Annotated in this window: 5 protein-coding genes; 2 read left to right on the top strand and 3 right to left on the bottom strand. The window is 42.0% G+C overall.

What is annotated here, in order from left to right; all coding sequences use genetic code 11:
• Positions 1–79: 79 nt before the first annotated feature.
• Positions 80–1,129, top strand: coding sequence for an alcohol dehydrogenase catalytic domain-containing protein (locus MHB71_RS06865; RefSeq protein ID WP_339177221.1), 1,050 nt, complete (start codon positions 80–82; stop codon positions 1,127–1,129).
• Between the two features lie 71 nt (positions 1,130–1,200).
• Positions 1,201–1,938 (top strand): HAD family hydrolase, encoded by a 738-nt coding sequence (locus tag MHB71_RS06860; protein WP_340029142.1) that lies wholly within the window; start codon positions 1,201–1,203, stop codon positions 1,936–1,938.
• A gap of 142 nt (positions 1,939–2,080) precedes the next feature.
• Here the strand turns inward: MHB71_RS06860 and MHB71_RS06855 are convergent, their stop codons facing one another.
• The 3 genes from MHB71_RS06855 to MHB71_RS06845 form a co-directional block, all read right to left on the bottom strand.
• Positions 2,081–2,263 (bottom strand): YjfB family protein, encoded by a 183-nt coding sequence (locus tag MHB71_RS06855; RefSeq protein WP_017687882.1) that lies wholly within the window; start codon positions 2,261–2,263, stop codon positions 2,081–2,083.
• A 517-nt stretch (positions 2,264–2,780) separates the two neighbouring features.
• Positions 2,781–12,602, bottom strand: coding sequence for an amino acid adenylation domain-containing protein (locus tag MHB71_RS06850; RefSeq protein ID WP_340029141.1), 9,822 nt, complete (start codon positions 12,600–12,602; stop codon positions 2,781–2,783).
• Between the two features lie 34 nt (positions 12,603–12,636).
• Positions 12,637–24,573, bottom strand: a complete 11,937-nt coding sequence (locus MHB71_RS06845; RefSeq protein ID WP_340029140.1) for an amino acid adenylation domain-containing protein — start codon at positions 24,571–24,573, stop codon at positions 12,637–12,639.
• Positions 24,574–24,838: the final 265 nt, after the last annotated feature.

The following is a 24,838-nucleotide window of genomic DNA, read 5'->3' as shown; positions in this document are numbered from 1 at the left end:
TACTTTCGTATCTTGTCTGAAACTGTTTTAAGATGAATCGCTATATTTATATTTTATATAATTACAAGGAGGTTATATCATGCTTGCATTGGTATATAAATCGGCTTGGGATGTGGCGCTTGAGGAACGGCCTGTCCCGGAAATTACAAGAGATAATCAGGTGTTGGTTCGTATTCGAGCAACTGGTGTATGCGGTACCGATCTCGGTATTGTCAGCGGCAAATATCATGCGGTTCCTTCTGTCATTCTCGGTCATGAGTCTGCCGGGGAAGTCATTGATGTTGGCTCTGCGGTAACGACATTACAACCGGGCGACCGTGTTGTGATCGATCCTACCTACTATTGCGGACAGTGTGACATGTGCAGAACAGGCAGACAAAATCATTGCACACATAAGTCTGTTACCGAGACAGGTGTGAGTGCTGACGGGACATTTACAGATTATTATGTGACCGAGGATCGTTTTTTGTACAAATTGAAGGACCATGTGAGCTATGAAGAAGCAACTTTGACGGAACCACTCAGCTGTATGCTGACGGGGATTAATCAGATTCATCTACTGCCGAATTTCAGAACAATCATCCTCGGTGCAGGCCCGATTGGCATTCTGTACAGCTACGCGCTCGCTTCCAAAGGGGTTACCGGCTGTCTGGTCGACATCTCCGAAGAACGCTTAGCCATTGCCGGTTCCATTGCACCTGATCGTTGGGAAGTTCATTCATCCTTCGAAAATGCCATAGAATCACTGTCACCCGCAACCCAGCAGGTCGATATGATCGTTGATACAACGGGCGTTGTGGGCACACAAGTACTTTCCCAACTCGCCAGCGGCGGTTACCTGATGCTGGTTGGTCTGAGAGATGGAAACACATCCTTCAATCCCAAGGAAGTTGTGGACCGCAGTCTGAAAATTATTGGTTCCATCGATTCTCTGGGGACATTTGCTACCGCACATTATATGATTGAACAAGGGATTATTCCGGCAAAAAAAATCATCACCCACTCCTTCCCGTTGGAGGATTACGAAGAGGCATTCCGTACACTTGGCTGCGATATTCAGGGACGCACACTTCAAGCCTCTTCACATGCCATTAAAGTTGTGCTGCAATCCAGCGGTTCCAGTTTCTAAAGTGGAAGGTTAACCATGAATGGATTACATTAGAGACATATGTTTACACAATCCTGGAGGAGGAATACAACATGGCAGCAAACAAAGAATCTAACGGACTGGGAGCACCCAATGATGACATCATTCAAGCGGTCATTTTTGACATGGATGGTGTACTAATTGACAGCGAACCGATTTATTTTGAGATTGAGCGCAGCTCTTTTACCCATTTTGGAGCAAGGGTGACTGATGAAGAACATCATACCTATGTTGGAGTTACGCTGGAATCCATGTGGCAGCAAGTACTGGACAAACATCAGCTGACAGCTACGCTGGAAGAAATATTTGCTTATCATCAGCATAATGTGATGCAAACCATGCTTGCCCATCCGAACTTGACGGCGATGCCTTCCGTGGAACGCTGGTTAAGTTGGCTGCACGAGCAGCACATCCCCATAGCGGTAGCTTCTTCCTCTCCACGTGCACTGATTGATTTGATCATGGACAAAACCGGACTTGGACAATACTTTGAGGTGCGAATGACAGGTGAGGAAGTTACAAACGGCAAGCCGGCACCAGATATTTTCCTGACCACCGCTGAGATGATTGGTGCATCCCCTTCGAATTGTCTAGTGATCGAGGACTCGCGCAATGGTGTTCAGGCCGCCAAAAGTGCAGGCATGCGCTGTATCGGATATCGCAATCCGGGATCAGGCAATCAGGACTTGTCCAAAGCCGATCTTCAGATTTCCAGTTACGATGAGTTATGGACATTGAAGGATACACTGCCCTTTGAAGGCAGATTGCCAAGCTTGTCAAAGTTTCGCTGAGAAGATTGTAATAAAAAGATCATAATTTCGGAATGTATTTAGAAAAAAAACAACCCAAACGGCTTCAATTCATTCGAATTGGAGCTGTCTGGGTTTTGCTTGCTGCAATGGGTGTTACATGAGGACACATGCTGTATTTCAACTAAACCGAAAGATCGAGACTTCCACCCAGATTGGGATGAGGAGCAGGCACTGACTTCAACATTTCTGCCATCTGCTGGCCTTGCTGCTGTGCCATGTCTTTCGTAATCGACATCACTTGCAAGCTTGCCGACTGCACTACTGAAGCTTGGCTCATCGCCATTGATAATGCTGCAATATCCATGTTCTGCACTCCTTTCACTTTCTGATTACATAGATGTACTTATTATATATCGGTCAGAAGGGAGGAATTGTTAAAAGGTCGATTAAAATGTATACGGGAATCCATTCCATTCATTCATACCCTCCCTCAGCTTCAGGCAATTCCTTATATCGTTTCAACGATCTGTTGAATGAACTTCCGCAGTTTCAACAGCTGATCTGCCTCGCTTGTGACATCACAATGTTGATCCGACCACGTAAGAGACTTCATTTCTCCATCTACAGTAATTTTCCAGTTTCTTCATTAACGGAGCATAAAAAGGGGATGCCATAAGTCATGAGCATGACTGAGGACATCCCTTATTAAAGTTATTTTATTCTAATGAACCTGGCACACGCTATTCGCTCAGATTTGCACAGGTCTGTGGTGTAACGAATCACAGAGACGTTATTTCATCAAGTGGGTCGATTTTTAGATTCTGACACCCTGATATGATGAAATAACGTTACTGAGGTTCGTTTAAGTTTGCCATTCACGTCTAATAACTGTTCGACGTACTCAACGCAAGTTCGTTTATTTTAACTTCCGGGTTACTTACCACCTGTTGAATCATGGAAATAAAGTGTTTTTGAATCTGTTCAACGGTAGATGGGTCATACACATTGGCATTGTACATCAATATGATCTTCATATTTTCATGAGGCTTGACGATCAAAGTAAAATCAAAACTATTGTGTTCTGTACCCCCAACATTCATAATCTCAAGCGGTGTTTCACCTTTCTGACCCAGACTCTCCATTCGGTTCTCTACCGGGAAGTTCTGATACACAACAACATGGTTAATCAGAGATTGTTTTTGCTTGGTCAGATTTTGAATATCATATAACGAATACGTATCATATGCATGTGACTCCACAGCTTGTGCCTGATTCCTTTTCATTAGAGATATAAATGACTCATCGGCCTGAGCCTGGATACGAACAGGAATCGCATTAATAAATAATCCTATCATACTTTCGATCCCAGGAATGACAGGAGGTCTGCCCGATACCACACTTCCGAATACAACATCGTTGCTTTCATTGTATTGCTGCAACAATACACCCCAGACCGTCTGCACTAACGTATGGAGAGTAACATGTTGCTGTTCCGCAATCTGTTTCATTTGCTCGATTAGTACATCATCCAAATAACAGTTTAACGTTCTGGAATCCTGTCTTTCATGTTTCGGTTTGATTTTTTCTCCAGGCAATTTCGTTTGTCCTTCATAACCCTTCAGGTAATGAGTCCAATACGTTATTGCACCTTGATGATCTTGCTGTTCCAGCCATTCAATGAATTGACTATATGGGGTTAATAGAGTCACTTGAGGCTTTCTATTTTCCCGAATCGCAAAATAATTCTCAAATATCTCTTTGCTTACCAGAGACATACACCAGCCGTCCATCAAAATATGGTGAAAACTCCATATGACGCGGTATTCCTCATGGTTTGTTCGTAAAACAGACATACGTATTAGCGAATCTCGTTGTAAGTCAAATCCTCTTGCCTTGTCCTGCTCGATATACTCGTCAACATACGTTTTACGTTGCAGCTCACTTGTGCCAGCTACAACTTCATAGTTAAATTCAAATTTCTTCTCTTGATACACAATTTGAAGAGGGATGTCCACGAAATCACTGTAAAAATTAGTTCTTAATATCGCATGCCTTTGCATTAATTGATCCAAACTTTGCGCAAAAGAGGTAACATCCAAATCTCCATGCATATCAAACATGATTTGTACAAAGTAAGCGCCAGAAATTGGATTTCGTTCACTTTCGTACAGCATTTCCTTCTGCAATGGTGTAAGTGGGTACACATTTTCGATTCGACCGATGTGCCCAGTTTGTTCCACGATTTGATCCAATTGATCAATGGTTAATGACTTGCATGAAATATCACTTGGCGTCAGCTCGGTTTGTTCCTTCGTTACACAATGTTCAACGACTCTATTAAGACCTTCCTTATAGAGAAAAGCCAATTGCTCCATCGTTTCCCGGCGATATTGTTTTGAACTATAGTTGATGGACAGCGACAACCGACCCTCTGTAACAATGCCATTGATATTCAGCACAAATGGTCTCTTGTTGTTTTCACTTACAGATGGCCCGCTGGAATAATGCGAGAATTTAATACCATCTTGGCCCGAATCCTGATTCACCTGTCCCATATAGTTGAAACTAATTTCGGGATTTTTCTCTAACTTGAATTCTTCATCTCCATGTGACAAATACCTCGAAATCCCGTAACCAATGCCTTTGGTTGGAATCTGACGCAGTCCTTCCTTAACGGTCTTAATCTTCCTTGATAAGTCAGCCCCGGACTCCATCGTAATCATAACGGGGTACATGCTCGTAAACCATCCCACTGTACGCGTAATGTCCAGCTCTGGCAGGATGTCTTCTCTACCATGCCCTTCCAGATTTACGAGGATTTCTCCCATGCCTGTCCAATCATGAACAGCCATTCCTAATGCGGTTAGCAATATATCATTAATTTCCGTATGGTACGCATGATGTGTTTGCTTTAATAATTGCTCGGTTTCCGCTGCGGTCCAATGAATGGTGATCGTTTCACTATCTTTGCCAATCGTCTCATCACAATCCATATCTTTAGGCAGCGGGCTTAGCTGGGCCTGCTCCACTCGACTCCAGTATTGATTGTCTTGCTTCATCGCCGGGCTGTCTGCAAATGTAGACAATTGTTCTGCCCATTGTTTAAACGAGGTCGTTTTTTGAGGAAGCCGAATTTCTTCACCTCTCAAGAACTGGTCTTGCCCTGTCTGAATATCTTCATATAAAATACGCCATGATACCCCGTCTACCAACAAATGATGAATGGCAATAAGCAGGTGATCCCCTTCAGCACATTGGAACAACCCAAGTTTGATCAAAGGTCCGTGAGACAGATCCATACCACTCTGAATTTCTTTTGCTTTATTTTCAATGAACGATGCAGGATTTGCTTCTGTTTTGAGGTCAACGATTTCAAGGCTGTATAATCCATCTTCGTCTGCCCCTCGATTCCACGCTTCATATCCGCCCTCAGGCGCTTGTCGATAAAGGATGCGGAGAGCATCATGCTGTTTCACGATCTTATCCATGATGCTGTGAATGAAGTGGTCATCAAACCCTTTTTCACGAAAGAACATCATTTCCTGATTGTAATGATGTGCGTCCACCATATTTTGATCAAAGAACCAGCGCTGAACAGGTGTCAGCATCACTTGTCCCGTAACTTCCCCTTGGTCAGAAATAGTGCTCACGGATGTCACGTGTTCACTCAACTCCGCTACTGTCGGATAGGTGAAGAAATGCTTCATTTCCACTTTATACCCTGCTTGAAGCAGTCGTGAGGAAACTTGAATACATTTAATCGAATCGCCCCCGAGTTCAAAAAAATGATCTGATGTGCTAACCTTTTGAACACCAAGCACAGCTTCCCAGGCAGCGACGATCGCTTGTTCTACAGCGTTCTGCGGCGCCATATACTCGGTCCCTTTTTGCATATGTTCTTGTGGAGATGGCAATGCCTTACGGTCAACCTTCCCATTGGAAGTTAACGGTATATGCTCTAATTGAACAAAATAAGACGGGATCATATAATCCGGAATTTCATGAGATAATGCCATTCTGATTTTCTTCGCTGTCAGTGAGCTGTCGCCTTTCCAATACGCACACAACTGCTTCGAACCATCCTCATGCTCACGGGCAATAACGACCGCTTCCTGAATGGAGTCTATTTGCAAAAGCGCAGTTTCCACTTCGCCAAGCTCAATTCGGTAACCGCGAATTTTCACTTGATGATCGATTCGTCCCAGATATTCAATATTTCCATCCGGCAGCCATCTTGCGGCATCTCCTGTGCGATACATTTTCCCTTCTGTAATCCAGGGATGATCAACAAATTTCTCTGCGGTTAAATCAGGCCGGTTCAGATAACCTCTGGCAAGGCCCTCACCTGCTACAACTAATTCTCCCTGAACACCGATCGGTTGAATGCGTTGATGTTTATCCAAAATATAGGTCTGCAACGTTGGGATTGGTTTTCCAATATTGCTCTTTCCAGCATGTATTTCAATGTCGGTTATTTCCTTATACGTTACATGAACCGTTGTTTCGGTTATCCCATACATATTAATTAACTGGATAAATGGATATTTAAGCTTCCATTCCTTCAATAACACGGGATTGAGGGCTTCTCCTCCAAAAATCACTTTTCTTAATTTCAGATCTGCTGCATGACCTGCCAGTTCTTCCTGAAGAAGATGATAGAAATACGTTGGCGTTTGATTCAATATCGTCACTTGCTCGATTTTTAACAATTGTAGAAATTGTTCCGGACTTTTTGCCGTCATTTGAGGTACGATAACCAGTTTTCCGCCATAGAGCAATGCTCCGTACATTTCCCATACCGAAAAATCAAAACAAAAGGAATGGAATAATGTCCATGTATCTGATGCATTAAAATCAAACAAATTTTTACTATTGAACAACAATCGCACCACATTTTTATGTTCAATACATGTCCCTTTTGGTTTACCTGTCGTTCCTGAGGTATAAATTACATATGCCAGGCCTGTTGGTGCAGCAGTCATTACCAAGTTGGAATGATCTTCATTATAGGACTCAGGTAGATCCAGGCAAACGACCTCTCCTGCAAAAGAGATGCATTCTTGCAAATGACTTTGCATTAATAATACATGTACACCCGAATCATCAAGCATGTAGTTTATACGATCCTCCGGATATTCAGGATCAATCGGCACGTATGCGCCACCCGCTTTCAAAATCGCAAGGATTCCTACAACCATGTCTAGCGAACGATCAGCGGTGATCCCGATTAACTGATCATTTTGAATGCCTTTAGCCTTCAACGTTCTTGCCAATTGGTTGGCTTTCTCGTTCAGCGTTTGATAGGTTAAATGTCGATCATCATATACAACCGCAACGTTTTCGGGAGTTCTTGCTGCTTGTTCCTCAAACAGTCCATGAATTGTCTTGTCCATTGGATATTCAGCCATAGAATCATTAAACTGTTCCAAAATTTGTGTTTTCTCCTGTGTTGTAGTCAAGTCAATGTCATGGATAGGGATAAGCGGATTGTTGGCCACTTGCTCCAACATCTGAATCAAGTGACCTTGAATGCGTTCTACGCTTGCCCGGTCATAGACGTTAGCATTGTAATAGAACATACATTTCATGGATTGGCCTGGTTTGATAATCAGGTTAAAGTCATAATTTGTTTGTTCATCTGCTTCTACATTCGTAATCCGAAGAGCTGTCTCTTCCTGATCCCCAAACTGTTCCATAATGCCCTGTACAGGATAATTTTCGAATATCAGGATATGATCAATCAAATTTTGCTTTTGCGATGTTTCCGCTTGAATCTCGTATAACGGATACGTGTCATGTGGATGCGAAGCGACAGCATGTTCCTGATTCCGCTTCATAATCGCTGCAAATGTCTCGTTACCTTGAGTCTGAACGCGTACAGGAATGGTATTGATGAATAAACCAATGATTCGCTCAACTCCAACAATCGCCGCAGGTCTGCCCGACACCACGCTTCCGAATACAACATCCTCACTGCCGTTATATATCTGTAGCAACATTCCCCAGGCTGTCTGCATGAACGTGTTCAGCGTCACCTGATTCTGACTGGCCACTTGTGCGAGCTGTCCGGTTAATTCCTGACTAAGTGTACAAATCATATGCTCTGAATGATATTCATCACTCTTCGTAATTGAATGTTCTTTTGGCAAAGTGGTCTGCTCATCATAACCTTGCAGATAGTCACGCCAGTATTTCAGGGATTCTTCATGATCTTGGTTGTCCAGCCATTCAATATAGTGTTTGTATGGAATTGTACTCTTTGCCTCCAGTTTTCGTTGTTCCTGAATAGCAAAGTATCCATCAAACAACTCCTGGATTACAAGAGACAGGCACCAGCCATCCATCAAAATATGATGATAATTCCAAATGAAACGATAGGTTTGGTCATGCGTTTGCAAGATCGAAATACGCATTAACACATCCTGAGACAGGTCGAAACCTTTTATTTTATCTGCTCTTGTATATTCTGCCACGTATGCTTCACGATCTTTTTCATTCATCTCACGCAAATCTTCGTATGTTAGCCCATTCCGTTTATGACGGTATACCACTTGCAGAGGTCCATTATTCCATTTGCTATGAAAATTTGTTCTGAGAATCGAATTACGCTGCATCAACTGATCCAGACTCTTCGTAAATGCTTCCACGTCTAACGGACCATGAAGATCCAGCGTAGTTTGAAGGAAATACGCTTCCGATTTTGAATGAAGCAAATGATGAAAGAACATTCCATTTTGCATCGGTGACAAAGCATATATATCTTCGATTTCACCAATGTGTTCCGATTCTTGAACAAATCCTTCTAATTCTTCAATGGTAATTCCTTTTAACGTTAGATCACTTGGTGTACATTCCGGCTTCTCTTTTGTCACACAATGCATCACGATTTCTTGCAGATGATCTCTAAAATATGTTACCACTCGCTCCATCGTTTCTTTTTGATATTGGGTGCGACTATACCGAAGGGACAACGTCAATTTGCCTTCCACAATTAAGGCATTCATATCGATAAGAACATTTCTTCTGTGATTGTCGCTTGCTGTTGCTCCGCCTGGATAGGGAGAGATCTGCATCCCGCTATTCTGAAGATCCTGATCAAATTGACCCAAATAGTTAAAGCTAATTTCAGGATTCAAGATAAAGGGCGTTTCTTGCTGATGTGCACTTAAATATCGTAAAATACCATAACCAATCCCTTTTTTAGGGATTTGACGAATCATTTCTTTGTTTGTTTTGATGAAAAGAGACATATTTGAACTTGCTTCCATATCAAGTACAACCGGATACTGGCTCGTAAACCATCCGATCGTTCGTGTAATATCGAGATCCGGTAAAATTTGTTCTCTTCCATGTCCCTCCAGATTGACCAGCACTTTATCCATGCCTGTCCATTGGTGAATAGACATGCCTAATGCATGGAGCAGCAAATCGCTAATCTCCGTTTTATACGCACGATTCGCTTGTTTTAATAATTGCTCCGTTTCTGCCGCTGACCATTCCATCGTGATTTCTTCGCTGTCTTTTTCCAGTGCATGATCCGCTTTAAAATCTGTAGGTAACGGCTTATAGGTTGCTTGTTCAATTTCATTCCAATATGCAATCTCTTGCGTTATCGCATCACTGTTCGCATACAACTGAAGCTGTTCTGCCCATAATTGGAATGAAGCCGTTTTTTGCGGTAGTTGAATCGATTCTCCATCACTTAATTGTTCATAGCCCCTCGATAGGTCTTCGATCAAAATTCGCCATGAAACCCCGTCGATGACGAGGTGATGAATAACGATCAATAGATGATCTCCGTCTGCACATTGAAATACGCCCAGCTTCATCAAAGGTCCACGTTCCAAAGTGAACGTGCTTTGCATTTCATTTGCCTTCTTCTCGATTTCTCGAGACGGATCTGCTAATGACTTGAAGTCCATCACTTCAAGTGTATATAAGGATTCCCTTGCCAACCCTTCATTCCACGCTTCATAACCCTGTTCTGTAAGACGATATACTGTACGAAGTGCATCATGATGCTCACTCAATTTATCGAATACACGGCGAAGTGTGCCTTCATGAAAACCTTCTTTCCGGTACAACATCACGGACTGATTATAATGATGGGCGTCCACCTTGTAATGCTCAAAAAACCAATACTGGATTGGAGTCAGCATCAATTTTCCAGTGATGATTCCCTGTTCTGACAGGGTACTTATGGGTTGAACATAGGGAATCAAGCTTGCTATGGTTGGATTTTTAAACAGATGATCCATCTGCACCTGGTAACCTGCTTGATATAATCTTGAAGAGACTTGAATGGATTTAATCGAATCTCCTCCAAGCTCGAAGAAATTATCCAAAATCCCGATGTTCTCTACCCCAAGTACCTCTTCCCAGATCGATACAAGTTGTTGTTCCACCATCGTTCGGGGTGCTTCGTACTCCATGCCCTTCAACATATGTTCTTTGGGAGCAGGCAAAGCTTTGCGATCGATTTTCCCGTTAGACGTGAGCGGCATCTGATCCAGCTGTACAAAATAGGACGGAATCATGTAGTTTGGCAACTGCTGGGACAGCGCCTCCCGCAGTTCCCCGATCGTGATTGCATCCTCTCCTACCAGGTACGCACATAATTGTTTGGTTCCCGTTTCATCTTCTCTGGCTATGACGATGGCCTCTTTTATCTGGGTACTATTTAGAAGAGCCGTCTCCACTTCACCAAGTTCAATCCGGTGTCCACGAATTTTCTCTTGATGATCTACCCTTCCTATATACTCTATGTTCCCATCGGGCAGCCATCTTGCGAAGTCACCTGTCTTGTACATTTTTGCTCCCGAAACAAATGGATCATCCACGAATTTCTCCGCCGTCAGATCTGGACGGTTCAAGTAACCTCTGGATAGCCCTGCTCCGGCTACACATAATTCTCCCTGAACTCCAATAGGCTGCAATTCATTCCGTTCTCCTAAAATGTAGACTCTATTGTTCATAATAGGCTTCCCGATTGAGATATTTTGACCTGCCGACTTGATCGACAGAACTGTGGATACAACACTATTTTCAGTTGGACCGTATTCATTACAAACTTCGATGCGTGGATTGATGCGCTGCAATTTGTGTATTAAGGCAGGAACAATCTTCTCTCCCGCAGCCACCACATTTTTCATGGATGCCCAATCTTCCGCGCTTACTTGTTCCAATAGCGTCATCAAGAAACTGGGTGGACTTTGGATGTGCGTGATTTGCTGTTTTTTGACCATCGTATTGATGGCTATAGCATCTTTACACTGTTGCTGGTTTAACAAATACACTGTCGAGCCAGATATCATCGGACCAAAGAAATGAGTAATAAATGAATCAAAAACGAAAGGATTCAGCATTAATACCCGATCATCTCCGGTAAAATGATAAAAATCCGATTTCCATTGCAGGGAATTCACAATGCTGGCATGTTCAATCATTACGCCTTTGGGATGACCTGTTGTTCCAGACGTGTAGATCATATATGCCAAATCACTGGAGATCGCTCCATCGTCCAAATTTAAATGATCCTCATAGTGATTTATTTCAGAATCCAGAATGACACATGTCCCTGCAAAATGTTCAGGCTTCTGTATATGACTTTGATGCAGCAACCAAGCCACTTTTGAATCCTCAAGGATATAGTGAATACGATCTGCCGGATATTCCGGATCGATTGGGACATATGCCCCGCCAGCTTTTAGAATACCGAATAAACCTATGATCATCTCAAGTGAGCGCTCTGCCATAATGCCAACGAACTGCCCCTCCTGCACCCCCTTAGCTTGAAGTAATCGGGCCAATTGGTTGGATTTTTGATTTAACTCTCTGTACGTTAACTGTCTATTCTCAAATACAACTGCCGGATGGTCCGGTGTTCGTTCCACCTGTTCTTCAAATAATTGATGCATCGTCTTGTTCTGTGGATACTCAACCCTTGTATCGTTAAAGTCATATAACAGCTTGTTTCGATGAAACTCTGATAGCATATCAACTTGACTTAACTCCAGATCAGGTTGGTTCAGCACAATGGAAAACAATTGGTCAAGATGCTCTACAATTTGAACCATATAATCGCGATCATAACGATCATCATCATAAACTAATCTTAACTGAATGAAGTCGTTCTCGAGATCAAAGTGGAACATCGTCGCCGCTTTTACGTTATTTTCATCAAGGGCAGGATGAATTTCATTTAACGAAACCAAGGTATGAATTAGAGGTACATGGTTCGAATCATACTGAACATTTAAACGTTCAACCATTTTTCTGAAAGGGATTCGTTGATGTTGAATGGCTTCAGTTAAACTTGCCTTCACTTGATTAAATAAGGATTTGAATGACATCACATGATTGATATTATTTTTTAAGACAAGAACCTTATTCGAGAGCGATAGATCATTGTTCTTTTCTTCCATCGTTGGTATGCCAATAATCATCTTGGTTTCATTCGTGTATTTATATAACAGACACTGAACTCCCGTTAATAAGATCGTATAGATCGCCATAGGAGCATTTCGCGACATGGACTTGATTTTATATGAAACATCGGCTGACAAAGACTTATATATATCATTCTGGTGCTGCGTATCGTCTGGGTGTTTGGAGGTTGTCTTGCAATAAGGCAAATGAACAAGATGATCATCATCTTCAAATCGGCTTGCCCAATACGATTCCTGTTTCTTAAAAATAGACATACGGCACCCCGATCACTTGTATTTTTAATTTAGCTTAGAAGAAATCTACTTCAATTAGATCAGCCAGCGTATCCCCCTCTATTAATTCTTCAACCAATTGAATCTTCTTGATTTCAATATGAGGGTCGTTGGCAATGGTTGTTAATATGACCAACAGATTTTGTGACATCGCTTCAATCGTTGTTTTCTCAAATAAAATCGTACTGTATTCAAAGGCCACTTCTAACTTGTGTTGCAATTCGGTAACATATAACGTTAAATCGAATTTGGATACTCTCGTATTTGGGGCATAAGGCTTACAGGTTACTCCATCCATCTGAATCTCTGAAGCATCTGTATTCTGCAATACAAACATAGTGTCAAACACCGGATTCCGCCGAGCATCTTTGGTTACATTTACTTTCTCAATCAATTCTTCAAACGGATAATCCTGATTCTCATAAGCGTTCAACATATTTTCTTTCACTTCCAGCAGATACTCCGTGAATGTTTTATCCGCGGCAGGATAATTTCGAATAGCCAGTGTATTCACAAACATCCCCATAACCGGCTCCAGCTCAGCATGTGTCCTTCCTGCAATCGGCGTGCCTACAATGATATCTTCTTGACCGCTGTATTTAGATAATAGAATCGTATAGGCTGCTAATAGAATCATATATAACGTTGTTCCTGTCCGTGCTTCCATGTTCCTTAAGCCTGAAAAGATGTCTTCCTGCAAAACAATGTCCAATACATCTCCCGCATAGCTTAGGGTTTCAGGTCTTTCGTAGTCTGTTGGCAGATCCAATAGCGGGATACTTTCACCAAACACAGTAAGCCAATACTTCTCCTGCTTTTTCATCCGCTCACTATGAAGTTGCATTTGCTGCCATTCAGCATAGTCCTTATATTGAATTCGAAGAGGAGACAGCTCCTCTCCCTTATAGAACTGGCTAAGTTCAGTCATCAGAAGATGCACGGATAGTCCGTCTGCAATGATGTGGTGGAGATCTACCAGCAATACATGACGCTCCTGGTGAAGTTCAATAAGTCCCACCCTCATAAGAGGTGCTTGCCCGAGATCAAATGTGCGAACAAACTGTTCAATTCGATCTTCGATCTCTACTTCCGTTGACTCGATCAATTCAATTCCAAAGTTAACTTTAGGGTATACGATCTGTTTCGGTTCTCCGTGTATGACTTTGAATCCAGTCCGAAGCGATTCATGACGATGAATCAATTGTTGGAATGCTTCTTCCAATCTGGTCCGATCAAGCGATCCTTCCAACATAAACATACCTGACATGTTGTACATGAGTTCCTTGCCAGCTTTGATGCTCATAATGTACATTCTCATTTGCGCCGAAGAAATAGGATAATATTCTTTTTCCTCCACTTGAGGAATGGAAACTGATACTTCCTGTTCCATTTGTTCAATAGATTGAGCCATCTGTTCAATGGTCTGCCATTCAAAGACGTTTCTTACCGATATGTGGATATTCAGCTTTTGATTGATTTTGGCGGCCAGCTTGGTCGCACGTAAAGAGTTGCCTCCTACATCAAAAAAACTGTCTTTTACACTGATTTTTTTCACGGCAAGCACATCCTGCCAAATAGGCAGCAACTGTTTTTCCACCCCAGTTCGGGGTTCTATATATTCACTTCCCGTTTGTATGTTTTCTTCTGGACTCGGAAGAGATTTGCGATCGATTTTCCCGTTCGATGTCAGAGGCATGTGATCCAATTGTATAAAGTAGGCTGGTACCATGTAATTCGGCAACACCATAGAGAGGCTTTGTTTTAACTCTCCCACCGTCAGCGTGGAATCCGCTGTAAAGTATGCACATAATGATTTGTCCCCGTGATCATCCTCATGTGCAACGACGATAACCTCTTTCACACACTCTAGATCTAACAGTGCTGCTTCTACTTCTCCTACTTCGATCCGATATCCGCGAATTTTAATTTGGTGATCCATTCTTCCCAGATACTCGATATGGCCATCGGGAAGCCATCTCACCAAATCTCCCGTTTTGTACATTGTCGCTCCCTGGACAAACGGATCACGTACAAATTTTTCTGCTGTCAGCTCAGGTAAATTCAAGTATCCTCTACCAACCCCATCACCAGAGATACATAATTCCCCTACGACGCCTACAGGCTGAACTTTGCCATGTTTGTTCAATACATACAGGCGATTATTTCCTAATGTTCGACCAATCGGTAGGTGAGCTCGTTGATTCGCTGTATCCAGGTGTTCTGGAAGTACACGGTATGTCGCAACATCCACACAACATTCTGTTGGACCGTACACATTAACTATGGCTGGCGGCGTTATATGATTGAGAGCAAACAATGATGTGATTTCATTTACACTTTGCTGAGAAAGAGCTTCACCGCCAATGAGCATATATTTTAGCGATATGCCTTGAACGTTTTTTGCCTTCGATAGTAATTTCAGGTGTGCAGGCGTACCGTCCGTCAAATCAATTTGGTGGTGCCGATAATAATTCATTAAATCTTGTCCATCCAGTACCGTGTCCTTGTCTACAATAAACAAGGCATGTCCTGACAGCAGTGCGCCAAAAATCTGCTTCACAGATGCATCGAAATAGTAAGGCGCAAGTAAAGCGACATGCAAACCGCTATGCTGATCATCTATAACTTGACTGTACAACGCTTTAACCAAGTGATGAACCTGACGATGTTCGATCATTACACCTTTTGGCATGCCTGTTGTGCCTGAAGTATAGATCACATAAGCCAACTGCTCGGAATTCCCTGCCGGTTCCAGATTCGACAGATTAGCTGCATAGATTTCTTCATCGTCCAAATCAATCATTTTTCCATTAAACGATACCAACTGCTTCAAATGCTTTTGTGTAACTAACAATGTTGCCCCCGAATCATGCAGGATATAGCGGATACGCTCTTCAGGAGAATCCGGATCAATCGGTACATACGCCCCGCCTGCTTTTAGAATGCCAAAGATGCCAACGATCATATCAATCGAACGATCTGTCAGCATACCTACAAATTGATCCTGCTGCACTCCCTCAGCTCTAAGCGTATATGCCAACTGATTCGCCCGTTCATTCAATTGACGATACGTCCATTGCTCATCTCCAAAAGCGACGGCTAATTGATCGGGTGTCCGTTCCACCTGTGCTTCGAATAACTCCTGAATGGTCTGTTCCCGGGAATATTCTATGTTGGTATCATTAAAATCATATAAAAGAACGTGCTGCTCAGGTTCAGACAGCATTTGAATATCGGACAAGGCAATATCAGGTTCGATCACAATGTCTCTGAGGATGTTGAACAGATGTGTTTTCATCCTGTCGATGGTATCCCGTTCAAACAGCTCCGTCTTGTAATTAAAGTGCATTTCCAGACACTCGTTATCATCCTCAACGATGAACATCAGATCATACAGCGATACACCGACATTTAATTCTCTAACTTTAAAGCTGCAATCCTGTTCTTGCCGTTGATTCAACGCGGTATTTAAGAAGATATACATTGTATTAAAAAGTGCTGTCCCGGTTGTATCCCGATGCGTGTTTAATTTCTCTACAAGGTTGTCAAAAAGATAGTCCTGGTTATCCAATGCATCCAGGGATTGTTTTTTAATTTCCTCGAGATAGGATCGAAACGACTTATTCCCCACCGGCTGTGTTCGAATTGCTACCGTCTGGATAAAGACACCTATCATATTCTCGACATCCGGATGGTTTCTTCCTGATGTTGGTGTACCTACAATCATGTCTTCTTGATCCGTATATTGATGAAGCAGCACATTATACGCTGCCAATAACATCATAAACATCGTAGTTCCCGTTTGTTTCGCAAGCTTCTCCAGCGACTGCTTCAAGTGTGCGTCCAACACAAATGACAATCTAGAACCTGCCGAAGTCAGATGAGGTGTCCGAACAAAATCAGTAGGCAGATTAAGGTTCGGGAGTTCTCCTTTGAATTGATCCAGCCAATATTTTTCTTGCTGCTTATACGACTCCCCCGCCAGAAATTCTTTCTCCCAAGCTGCAAAGTCTTTGTATTCAACCTCAATGTCCGACATGCTTCTTCCGTCATACGCATCAATCAATTCATTCGCAAGAATACCAACGGAATATCCGTCCGATATAATATGATGCATCTCAATGAGGATCTCTGCATGATCATCGTCTATACGAATGAATTCGGCACGTATTAACGGCGCTTTGGAGCAATCAAATGGTTTGGCAAACGTCTTAACATGTTGTTCGAATGAAGCAGAGCTTTCCTGAGATCGTTTCACTTCAAAATCAATCGTTGGAGCAATACGCTGGTAAAGCTCTCCATCCATCAGATGGAAACTGGTGCGAAAAGCTTCGTGACGGTGCACGATTTGTTCCAATGACGAAATCAATTTAGCTTCATCGATATTTCCTGTGACCGTAATATGGCCGCACATGTTCTGAAACACACTATTCGGCTCAAATTGATCCAAAAAGTAGATCCGCTGTTGTGCAGATGATGTCTCATAGAATTCCTTGACGTCCAATGCCTTAATCGGAATGAATGTTTCCTCGTTCTCGCCTGTAATCAGACTGGCAAGCTGCTTCAGACGTTGGTTTTGGAAGAATTGAACGATTGAAATTTTGTGTTGAAACTGCTCATGTACCTTGGATAGCATTACTGTCGCCTTGAGCGAGTTACCTCCGAGATCAAAAAAGTGATCATGTCTCCCCACTTGATCGAGGGATAATACGTCCTCCCAGATCAAAGCCAGCTTTTTCTCTACGTCATTTACTGGAGGCTCGAATATGGCTGCATGATTAACGTGAGGAAGACGCTCCGTAACAAACCGATTGTACATTCCCTGTAATTGGTCCTGTTGCTCGGATGAGAACAACGTCAAAGACGAAATTTCAGCCTCTGGATGACTCACCATTTTTTGCAGCAAACCCTTAAATCCTTCAGACCACAATTTCATCATCTCAGGTCCAATAAGCTCGGTATTGTAATCAAAATCCAGGTACAATTCATGGCTAACATCCGTAATATTAAGAAATAAATCGTAAGAAATATGTTTGATCGGATACGACTTGAATCCAGTCTTGATATTTTCAAATTGAAGATGATGAATCGTTCTGTCCATATTAAATAAAATCCGGGTATCCCGTGCAGGCATATGAGCAAGCTGTTCGGATACGAGGGTCAATGGAACATGCTGATGCTTCATGACTAGAGCCAGCGTTTCCTTGAGCTGAAGAACATGGTCTACAACGGATTGCTTCGTTAACAAGGCATGGTGAACAGGTACAATGTTGACACAGTTGCCAATCAGCGCATTTTTTCGCATATGAGACTGACCCGCTGTAGGCACGCCGATGACAAGGTGAGACTGCCCTGTTAGTTGATGCAAATATAAATGAAACGCTGCAAACATCGTTACAAACAAACTGCTCTTATTATTTATACTTAACGTTCGCAAAGACTCTGTTAATTGATGATCCAACTTGATGGAATATCTTTCACCGTCATATCCCTTGGGCACATCATCGGACGGTGCCGTTGGAAGTGTAATGTTGGGATAGGATAAGGAAAATTGTTCTTTCCAGAACTGGACTCCTTCGGTAAATGAGCCTTTTTCATGTTCAAGTCGTTGCCATCTTAAATACTCACGGAATGGAGTGGCTTCAGGTAATTGAACCGAAACTCCTCGGACCAGAGCAGAATAGGTATGTTCCAACTCTTGAATGAATACAGCAATAGACCAGCCATCTACAACAATATGATGAAATGTCAGCACCATAAGGTATTGATCAGTTGCCTTTTTAAGCAAGGTGATTCTAAATAGAGGTTCCCAAGACTGTAAATCGAAGGCTTCATTTGCATCGGCAGATAACCAATTGGAAATTTCCCGTTCTTGATCCTCACCCGCATATGCCGAGAAATCTAACCATGTACATTGAAATTCCATTACGGATCTGATTTGTTGTGTTTCACGATCAGCATGAATGACTGTTCTCAGGGCTTCATGACGCTGTGCGATCTGATTCACGGCCTGATCCAGTGTGGAAGGCTTTATTCCACCTGTCATTTTTAAAATAACACTCTGATTTAATGCAGCATTCGCATCTTCCCCATGTAATGAAGTTAACAATAATTGTTTTTGCTCTAAAGAGAGCGGATATTCCGAAACAGGCGATTCACCAGGGATAAACCCCCACTCGCGTAGTTCATGGATCGTCTCTTTCACGATTCTGATTATCGTATCCATGTCACCCATGGAATGCACAGTTGATATAAAACAGTTACGGCCTTCCCAAATATATAAACCTTTATAGATTAAATGGTAGAAGAATAATTCCATATCTCCAAATGATATAAATCGAAATAAAGATCCATAGTTCACCATTTGCATCGGTACATTCGCTGTTTTGAAAAACGCATTTAATTCTTTTACAAGATAATCTGTTTTTTCATTTAATTCCTTATATAAAGTTTCTGCTTCAGATTGAAGATACTGTAATACCGTTAACATCACTCTCATCGTAAGAGGGTGTGTACAGAAGGTTCCACCGACAAACGTTTTCTTATCTGCGTCGGAAGGGTAAGAACTATCACCAAAGTTCCAGGTTCCACCATCTACCGGATTCATAAATTCAGCTTTACCCGCGACTATGCCAATAGGCAGCCCGCCACCGACCACTTTCCCATACGTAACCAAATCTGCTTGAACCCCAAACCAATCTTGTGCCCCACCCAGACCAATTCTGAATCCAGTGATGACCTCATCGAAAATAAGTGCAATGCCAAACTGTTTCGTGATCTCTCTAAGTTCCCGTAAGAATTGTGTTGGTTGCATATCAGGTCTTCGACTTTGCACCGGCTCTACAAGCACAGCAGCCAATTCATCACCCAAGTTCTGAATCATTTCCAGGGATTGCGGATGGTTATAATTAAGAATAATCAAATCATCCATTGAGCTTTGTACAATACCAGGAGCCATAGGCAGCGCAGACGATAAAGCATCCCCAGGATTTGCTACACCCAACACGCCGTCATGTGTACCGTGGTAAGATCCTGAAAATAATACAACTTTGGAACGCCCCGTTGCTGCCCGCGCTAAACGAAGTGCAACCATGACAGCTTCTGTTCCTGAATTATAAAATGCGACACGCTCTACACCCGTTAGCTCGGAAATTTTTGCTGCAACATCTCCTGCCAAATCTGACATAGGGCCCAATGGAGGCAATTGTTCCTGGAGGCTGTCTGCTATTACATTTTGAATAAACGCTGGATTATGACCAAATAGATTTACACCAAATCCCATTGTCAGGTCCAAATACTCGTTCCCATCCAGATCCCATAACTTAGATCCCTCTGCACGCGTTGAAATGATAGGATACACCATTTCCTTCCAATACGAGCGAAATCCGGATACATTGCGATTATTCGCATGAACCAAACGTGTTTGGCCTGTTTTTAATTTGGAGCCTTTGGTTCTTGCGGTATACTTTGTTACAAACTGTTCAACATACTGGTCCTGAAGCGGTGATAATCCGCTCTCTTCATGAATTTTCAACGATTGATAGGGTATAAAAGGTTTTTTTTCTTCCTTCGATTCCGAATCCGGTTGGATCTTTTTGGGTTGATTGGTTTTATTGATTTCATTCATTACCGGTGAAACTTGAACTTTTGGGGTTTCATGATGTTTCATTTCCGGAAGCGGGGATTGAATTGTATTCACTTGCTCACCTAACAGCACATTCAAACTTTTTAATTGGGACTCCATGAGCTGAATGGCAGACATCACAATTTGTTCCGACACATTCCCTGATGTTTTTGCCGTGTTTATATTGTTCACAGATGCCAGATTTTGTTGTTCAGTATGCTCCTGAACTGTTTGATTGTTTATATTCTCAGATACATCATGTTGTTTTATATTCTCTGACACATACTTAACTAAGGAATTAATATTTGTAAGGGTTTCAAAAAACATTTCCATCGGGATATTCAAACGGAACAGCTCTGAGATCTCCTTCTGAATCTGCACAAGAATGATGGAATCCAGTCCCATTTGGAGAAAATGAGCTTGATGATCCAGCTCTTCCAACTTCAAACCAGATGCACGACTGATGCTTGTTTTAATCATTAATTCAATATCGTTTGTATTCATCTCCATTTGAACCTCATTCCTCTCTGACCTATGTCCCGCTGGTATCGTGTGTTTGACTTCAATCCAACAGCGCTTCTGCTCAAATGGATATAGAGGCAATGGAATTTTCCGAATGACTTCATGATTATAAAACCTTTCCCAATCAATCACTGCCCCCAGTGTAAATAACTGACCGAGTTCATTTAAAGATTCTGCCTTTCCCCGAGCATAGAGATGATCGCTAACAAGCGTTTTGTCTTTTTTGGCATAACCAAAATAAACATATGGCAGTTTACCCTCTCCGCTTGCAATTCGTTTCAATTTTTCAAGTAATTCTTGTGTACTCGTGACTACGATGGCAAGCCGATAATCCAGATTAGCCCTTCCCGTACTGGCTGTATAACAGATTTGTTGAATGGAAACATCCGTGAGATCGGTTAGATATTCATGATACGTTCTGACCAATTCATCCAGCGCCCGTTCCGTGGCAGCAGACAGAACAAATAGACTAGGCTCTTGGGACATTTTTTTATCTACGGTTGGGGAAGGAACATATTCTTCGAGAACCACATGCGCATTCGTGCCACTGAAACCAAAAGAACTAACCCCGCATCGCAAAGGACTCTCTTTTTCACCAAAAGCCATTGATTCCTGATTCACATAAAAAGGTGAAGCTTCAAACTTAAGCAGGGGATTAGGCTTGTCAAAGTGAACCAATGGTGGAATCTTTCTATGTTGAAACATAAGAATAGATTTAATTAATCCAGCGATCCCCGCCGCTTCAAAACCATGTCCAATGTTAGCTTTGGCAGATCCGATCGCACAAAATTGTTTCCGATCCGTATACTTCTCAAAAGCTTTACGCAAAGCATTGAACTCAACCGGATCACCTAATTTTGTCCCTGTTCCATGTGCTTCAATAAAGTTAAGCGTATCAGGAGAAATGCCGGCTTCTTTCCATGCCTGTTCGATCACATTGGTCTGAGACTCCGGGTTAGGTGCTGTGATTCCTACCGTCTTGCCATCCTGATTAATCGCACTTCCCTTAATCACACCATAGATATGATCCCCGTCCTTAATCGCTTGCTGCATTGGCTTCAACATGACCGACCCAACACCTTCGCCAAATCCCGTGCCGTTGGCATCTTCGCTAAACGTTCTCGTCAATGCATCTGGAGATTCCATATCCAGTCCGATACTTATCGGTAATAATGCCGTTCGAATGCCTCCTGCGATTGCCATTTCACAGTCTCCTGCGAGCAATCCTTTACATGCCATGTGAACAGCAACAAGTGAGGAGGAACAAGCGGTATCAATCGTTAAGGCCGGGCCTTTTAAATTCAAGAAATATGCAATTCTGCTCGCCAGTACAGATGGTAAATTTCCAATGATATAATTTTTGAGTTCTGCGGGGTAACTCGCCGTCACGAGCCGTTCGTAATCATACCCAACTTTGGAATACCCCACGTACACGCCCACATTTCTTCCATTGATTCCTTCCCCTGCATACCCAGCGTCTTCAATCGTATGCCATGCCGTTTGCAAGAACATCCTTTGATTCGGGTCCATAAATTGTGCAGTTTTTGGGGTTATGCCAAAGAAAGAATAGTCGAATTGATCAATCTGATCCAAGTAACCACCCTTGATCCATTGAACTTCGCTCATTTCACTTCGCATGGATTGTATATAATCCGCTGCGTCTTTTATCCGACTTTCCGGGTAGTCCCGAATGTTATGCGTTCCATTTTCCAAAACACGCCAAAAATCGCTTGCATTTGATGCACCAGGGAGATTCAAAGACATACCGATAATAGCAATATCTTTGGATGGCGTATGATCCTCTTGAGTTTTGTTGACTTGCATGGTCTCGCTGTAGCCTCTAGCCAGATATGCTGCCAATTCAGTTATCGAGGGATAGGTAAAGAGGTCCGTAACAGCAAGCTCTTCTCCGTATTTTTGTTCTATACGTTCAGCGATTTGGGCCAGCTGTAATGAAGTTGCACCCATATCAAAATAGCTATCCTCAAGTTCAACCTTTTTCCCAACCAGCACTTCAGAAAATAGTGAAGTTAATTCACGTTCTATGACTCGAACCGAAACAGCAGCCTTTCCCTTTGCCTTGTCATTGTCATTCTTGATCCAGTCATGGATGAATGCAGATTCTGTTGAGAATTTGCCTGCTTCATACTGCTTGGCTAACTGATACCGCTGGATTTTCCCACTTGTTGTTTTGGGTAATTTTTTGATGGGCAGTACCTCTTTGACACTCCATCCCCCATGTTTATATAGATGTCTTTTGATTTCTTTAACAAGCGTCAAGAAGTGTTCGATCTTTTTTTTGTACACGACAAACACAATAATTTCTTCACTTTGACTATTCGAATCATACACACCACAAGCAGCAACTCTTCCGAGTTCAATATCATCTAATTGTATGGCGACACGTTCAATGTCATGGGGATATACATTTTTACCATTGATAAAGATAATGTCTTTTTCCCGCCCTGTTACAACCAGTTTTCCATTCATGATGAAACCCAGATCTCCTGTATTCACCCATCCGTCGTGCGTTAATAACTTCTCCGTTGCAAGTGAATTATTATAATAACCTTGGGTGACGTTATCCCCCTTGATTTGAATTTTTCCAATAACCAAATCGGGAACACTGTTCATTTCCTCATCGCAAATTCTAACATGGCAATAATCAATTGCTTCGCCAACGGCAACAAATGATGCTACATGTTCAGCATGTTTCTCGACTTCGATGACACGCTCCCCTAAGTTCAGATGATCCCGGTGAACGTACACCGCAGTAAATTCTTCTTCTACCTTGGGAAAGGAGACGGCAACAGAGGCCTCTGCTAATCCATATACGGTAAACATGGCTGTTTTCTTTAAGTGATATGCTGACAATACATTTAGGAATTCATCACACACTTCGGGTAATATAGGTTCCGCCCCATTATAAATGACTCTGACAGATGACAGATCCCATCCCTCCGCTTTGTCTTCGCGAAAGAAATTCAGGAAGTATTTATAACCAAAGTTAGGAGAAGACAGTATGGTTGCTTTGTGTTCATTTACTTTTTTCATCCATAGAATCGGTTTACGAATAAATAATTCCGTTGGGAGCAAGTACTGATGAATTCCTGCCACGAGGGGTACGAGATGAAATCCAATCAAACCCATATCATGGGTAAGGGGCATCCAGGAGAGAAAACTATCGTTTGAACTAATTTGTGTGCCATTAATAGCAGCACAAGTATTATAAATCAGGTTTCGATGGGTGAGCATGACGCCTTTGGGATCACCAGTTGATCCAGAAGAAAATTGAATAAATGCCAAGTCATCAGACTGAGGTTCAACTATATTATTAATAGATTCATAATGGTATATGGTGTCTTGGATCAGATCCGTTCTGACTTCTAATTGATGATGGAAATCAAGCATGTCATGTTCCAAAACAAATCTCTTCATTTTATCCAGCACCTTCTCAGATGCAATCATGAAAGGGTTATTTAGCAAATTCCAAATACGGCATACTTTCAAGTTTTGTTCTTCATCTTCACCAATACTTACAGGGATAGGGATCATTCCACCGAGTATACAAGCCCAGAATGCGACTAAAAACCGTTTGTTTTCTTGAATCTGAAAAATAATCTCTTGTTTAGGTTTAATTCCGATGGCTTGTAGATAACCTAAATACCCTTGTGCCTCAGTAAATAATTGATGATAAGATATAAAAGTTTCACGTTTGTCCGCATCGATAAAATGAATACCGCGGTCGGTTATTTTACCTCTGTCGCGGATAATATCCACTAGTGTTTGAAACTGATTAGTATACATATCTCTCCTCCAAATGAATCATCTCTAACATGCTTATCTAATTATTTACACATATTTCAAGCAAAATTTTACCATAGAAATATATGTAAAATCAATCAGTTTATTGTTACTATATGGTAAAAAATAGAGATTGATTTGTGGGTTATTGACATATTTATTACCAAATATCTGAAGCTTCAACAAGTTCAGATGCATTAAAGGACAAAAAGACTACCTTATAAAAAGGCAGTCTGTTGCTGTAATATAGATCTTGCAAAAGCACAGA

The organism is Paenibacillus sp. FSL H7-0940 (assembly GCF_037979415.1).
Lineage (GTDB): Bacteria > Bacillota > Bacilli > Paenibacillales > Paenibacillaceae > Paenibacillus > Paenibacillus amylolyticus.
The sequence above is the reverse complement of the archived record's forward strand: the minus strand, read 5'-3'. Positions and strand labels throughout refer to the sequence as shown.

Bases quoted from the DNA above. Each gene is read 5' to 3' on its own strand.
- MHB71_RS06860 (WP_340029142.1), top strand. From the start codon at position 1,201: ATGGCAGCAAACAAAGAATCTAACGGACTGGGAGCACCCAATGATGAC.
- MHB71_RS06850 (WP_340029141.1), bottom strand. From the start codon at position 12,602: ATGTCTATTTTTAAGAAACAGGAATCGTATTGGGCAAGCCGATTTGAA.
- MHB71_RS06865 (WP_339177221.1), top strand. From the start codon at position 80: ATGCTTGCATTGGTATATAAATCGGCTTGGGATGTGGCGCTTGAGGAA.
- MHB71_RS06845 (WP_340029140.1), bottom strand. From the start codon at position 24,573: ATGTATACTAATCAGTTTCAAACACTAGTGGATATTATCCGCGACAGA.
- MHB71_RS06855 (WP_017687882.1), bottom strand. From the start codon at position 2,263: ATGGATATTGCAGCATTATCAATGGCGATGAGCCAAGCTTCAGTAGTG.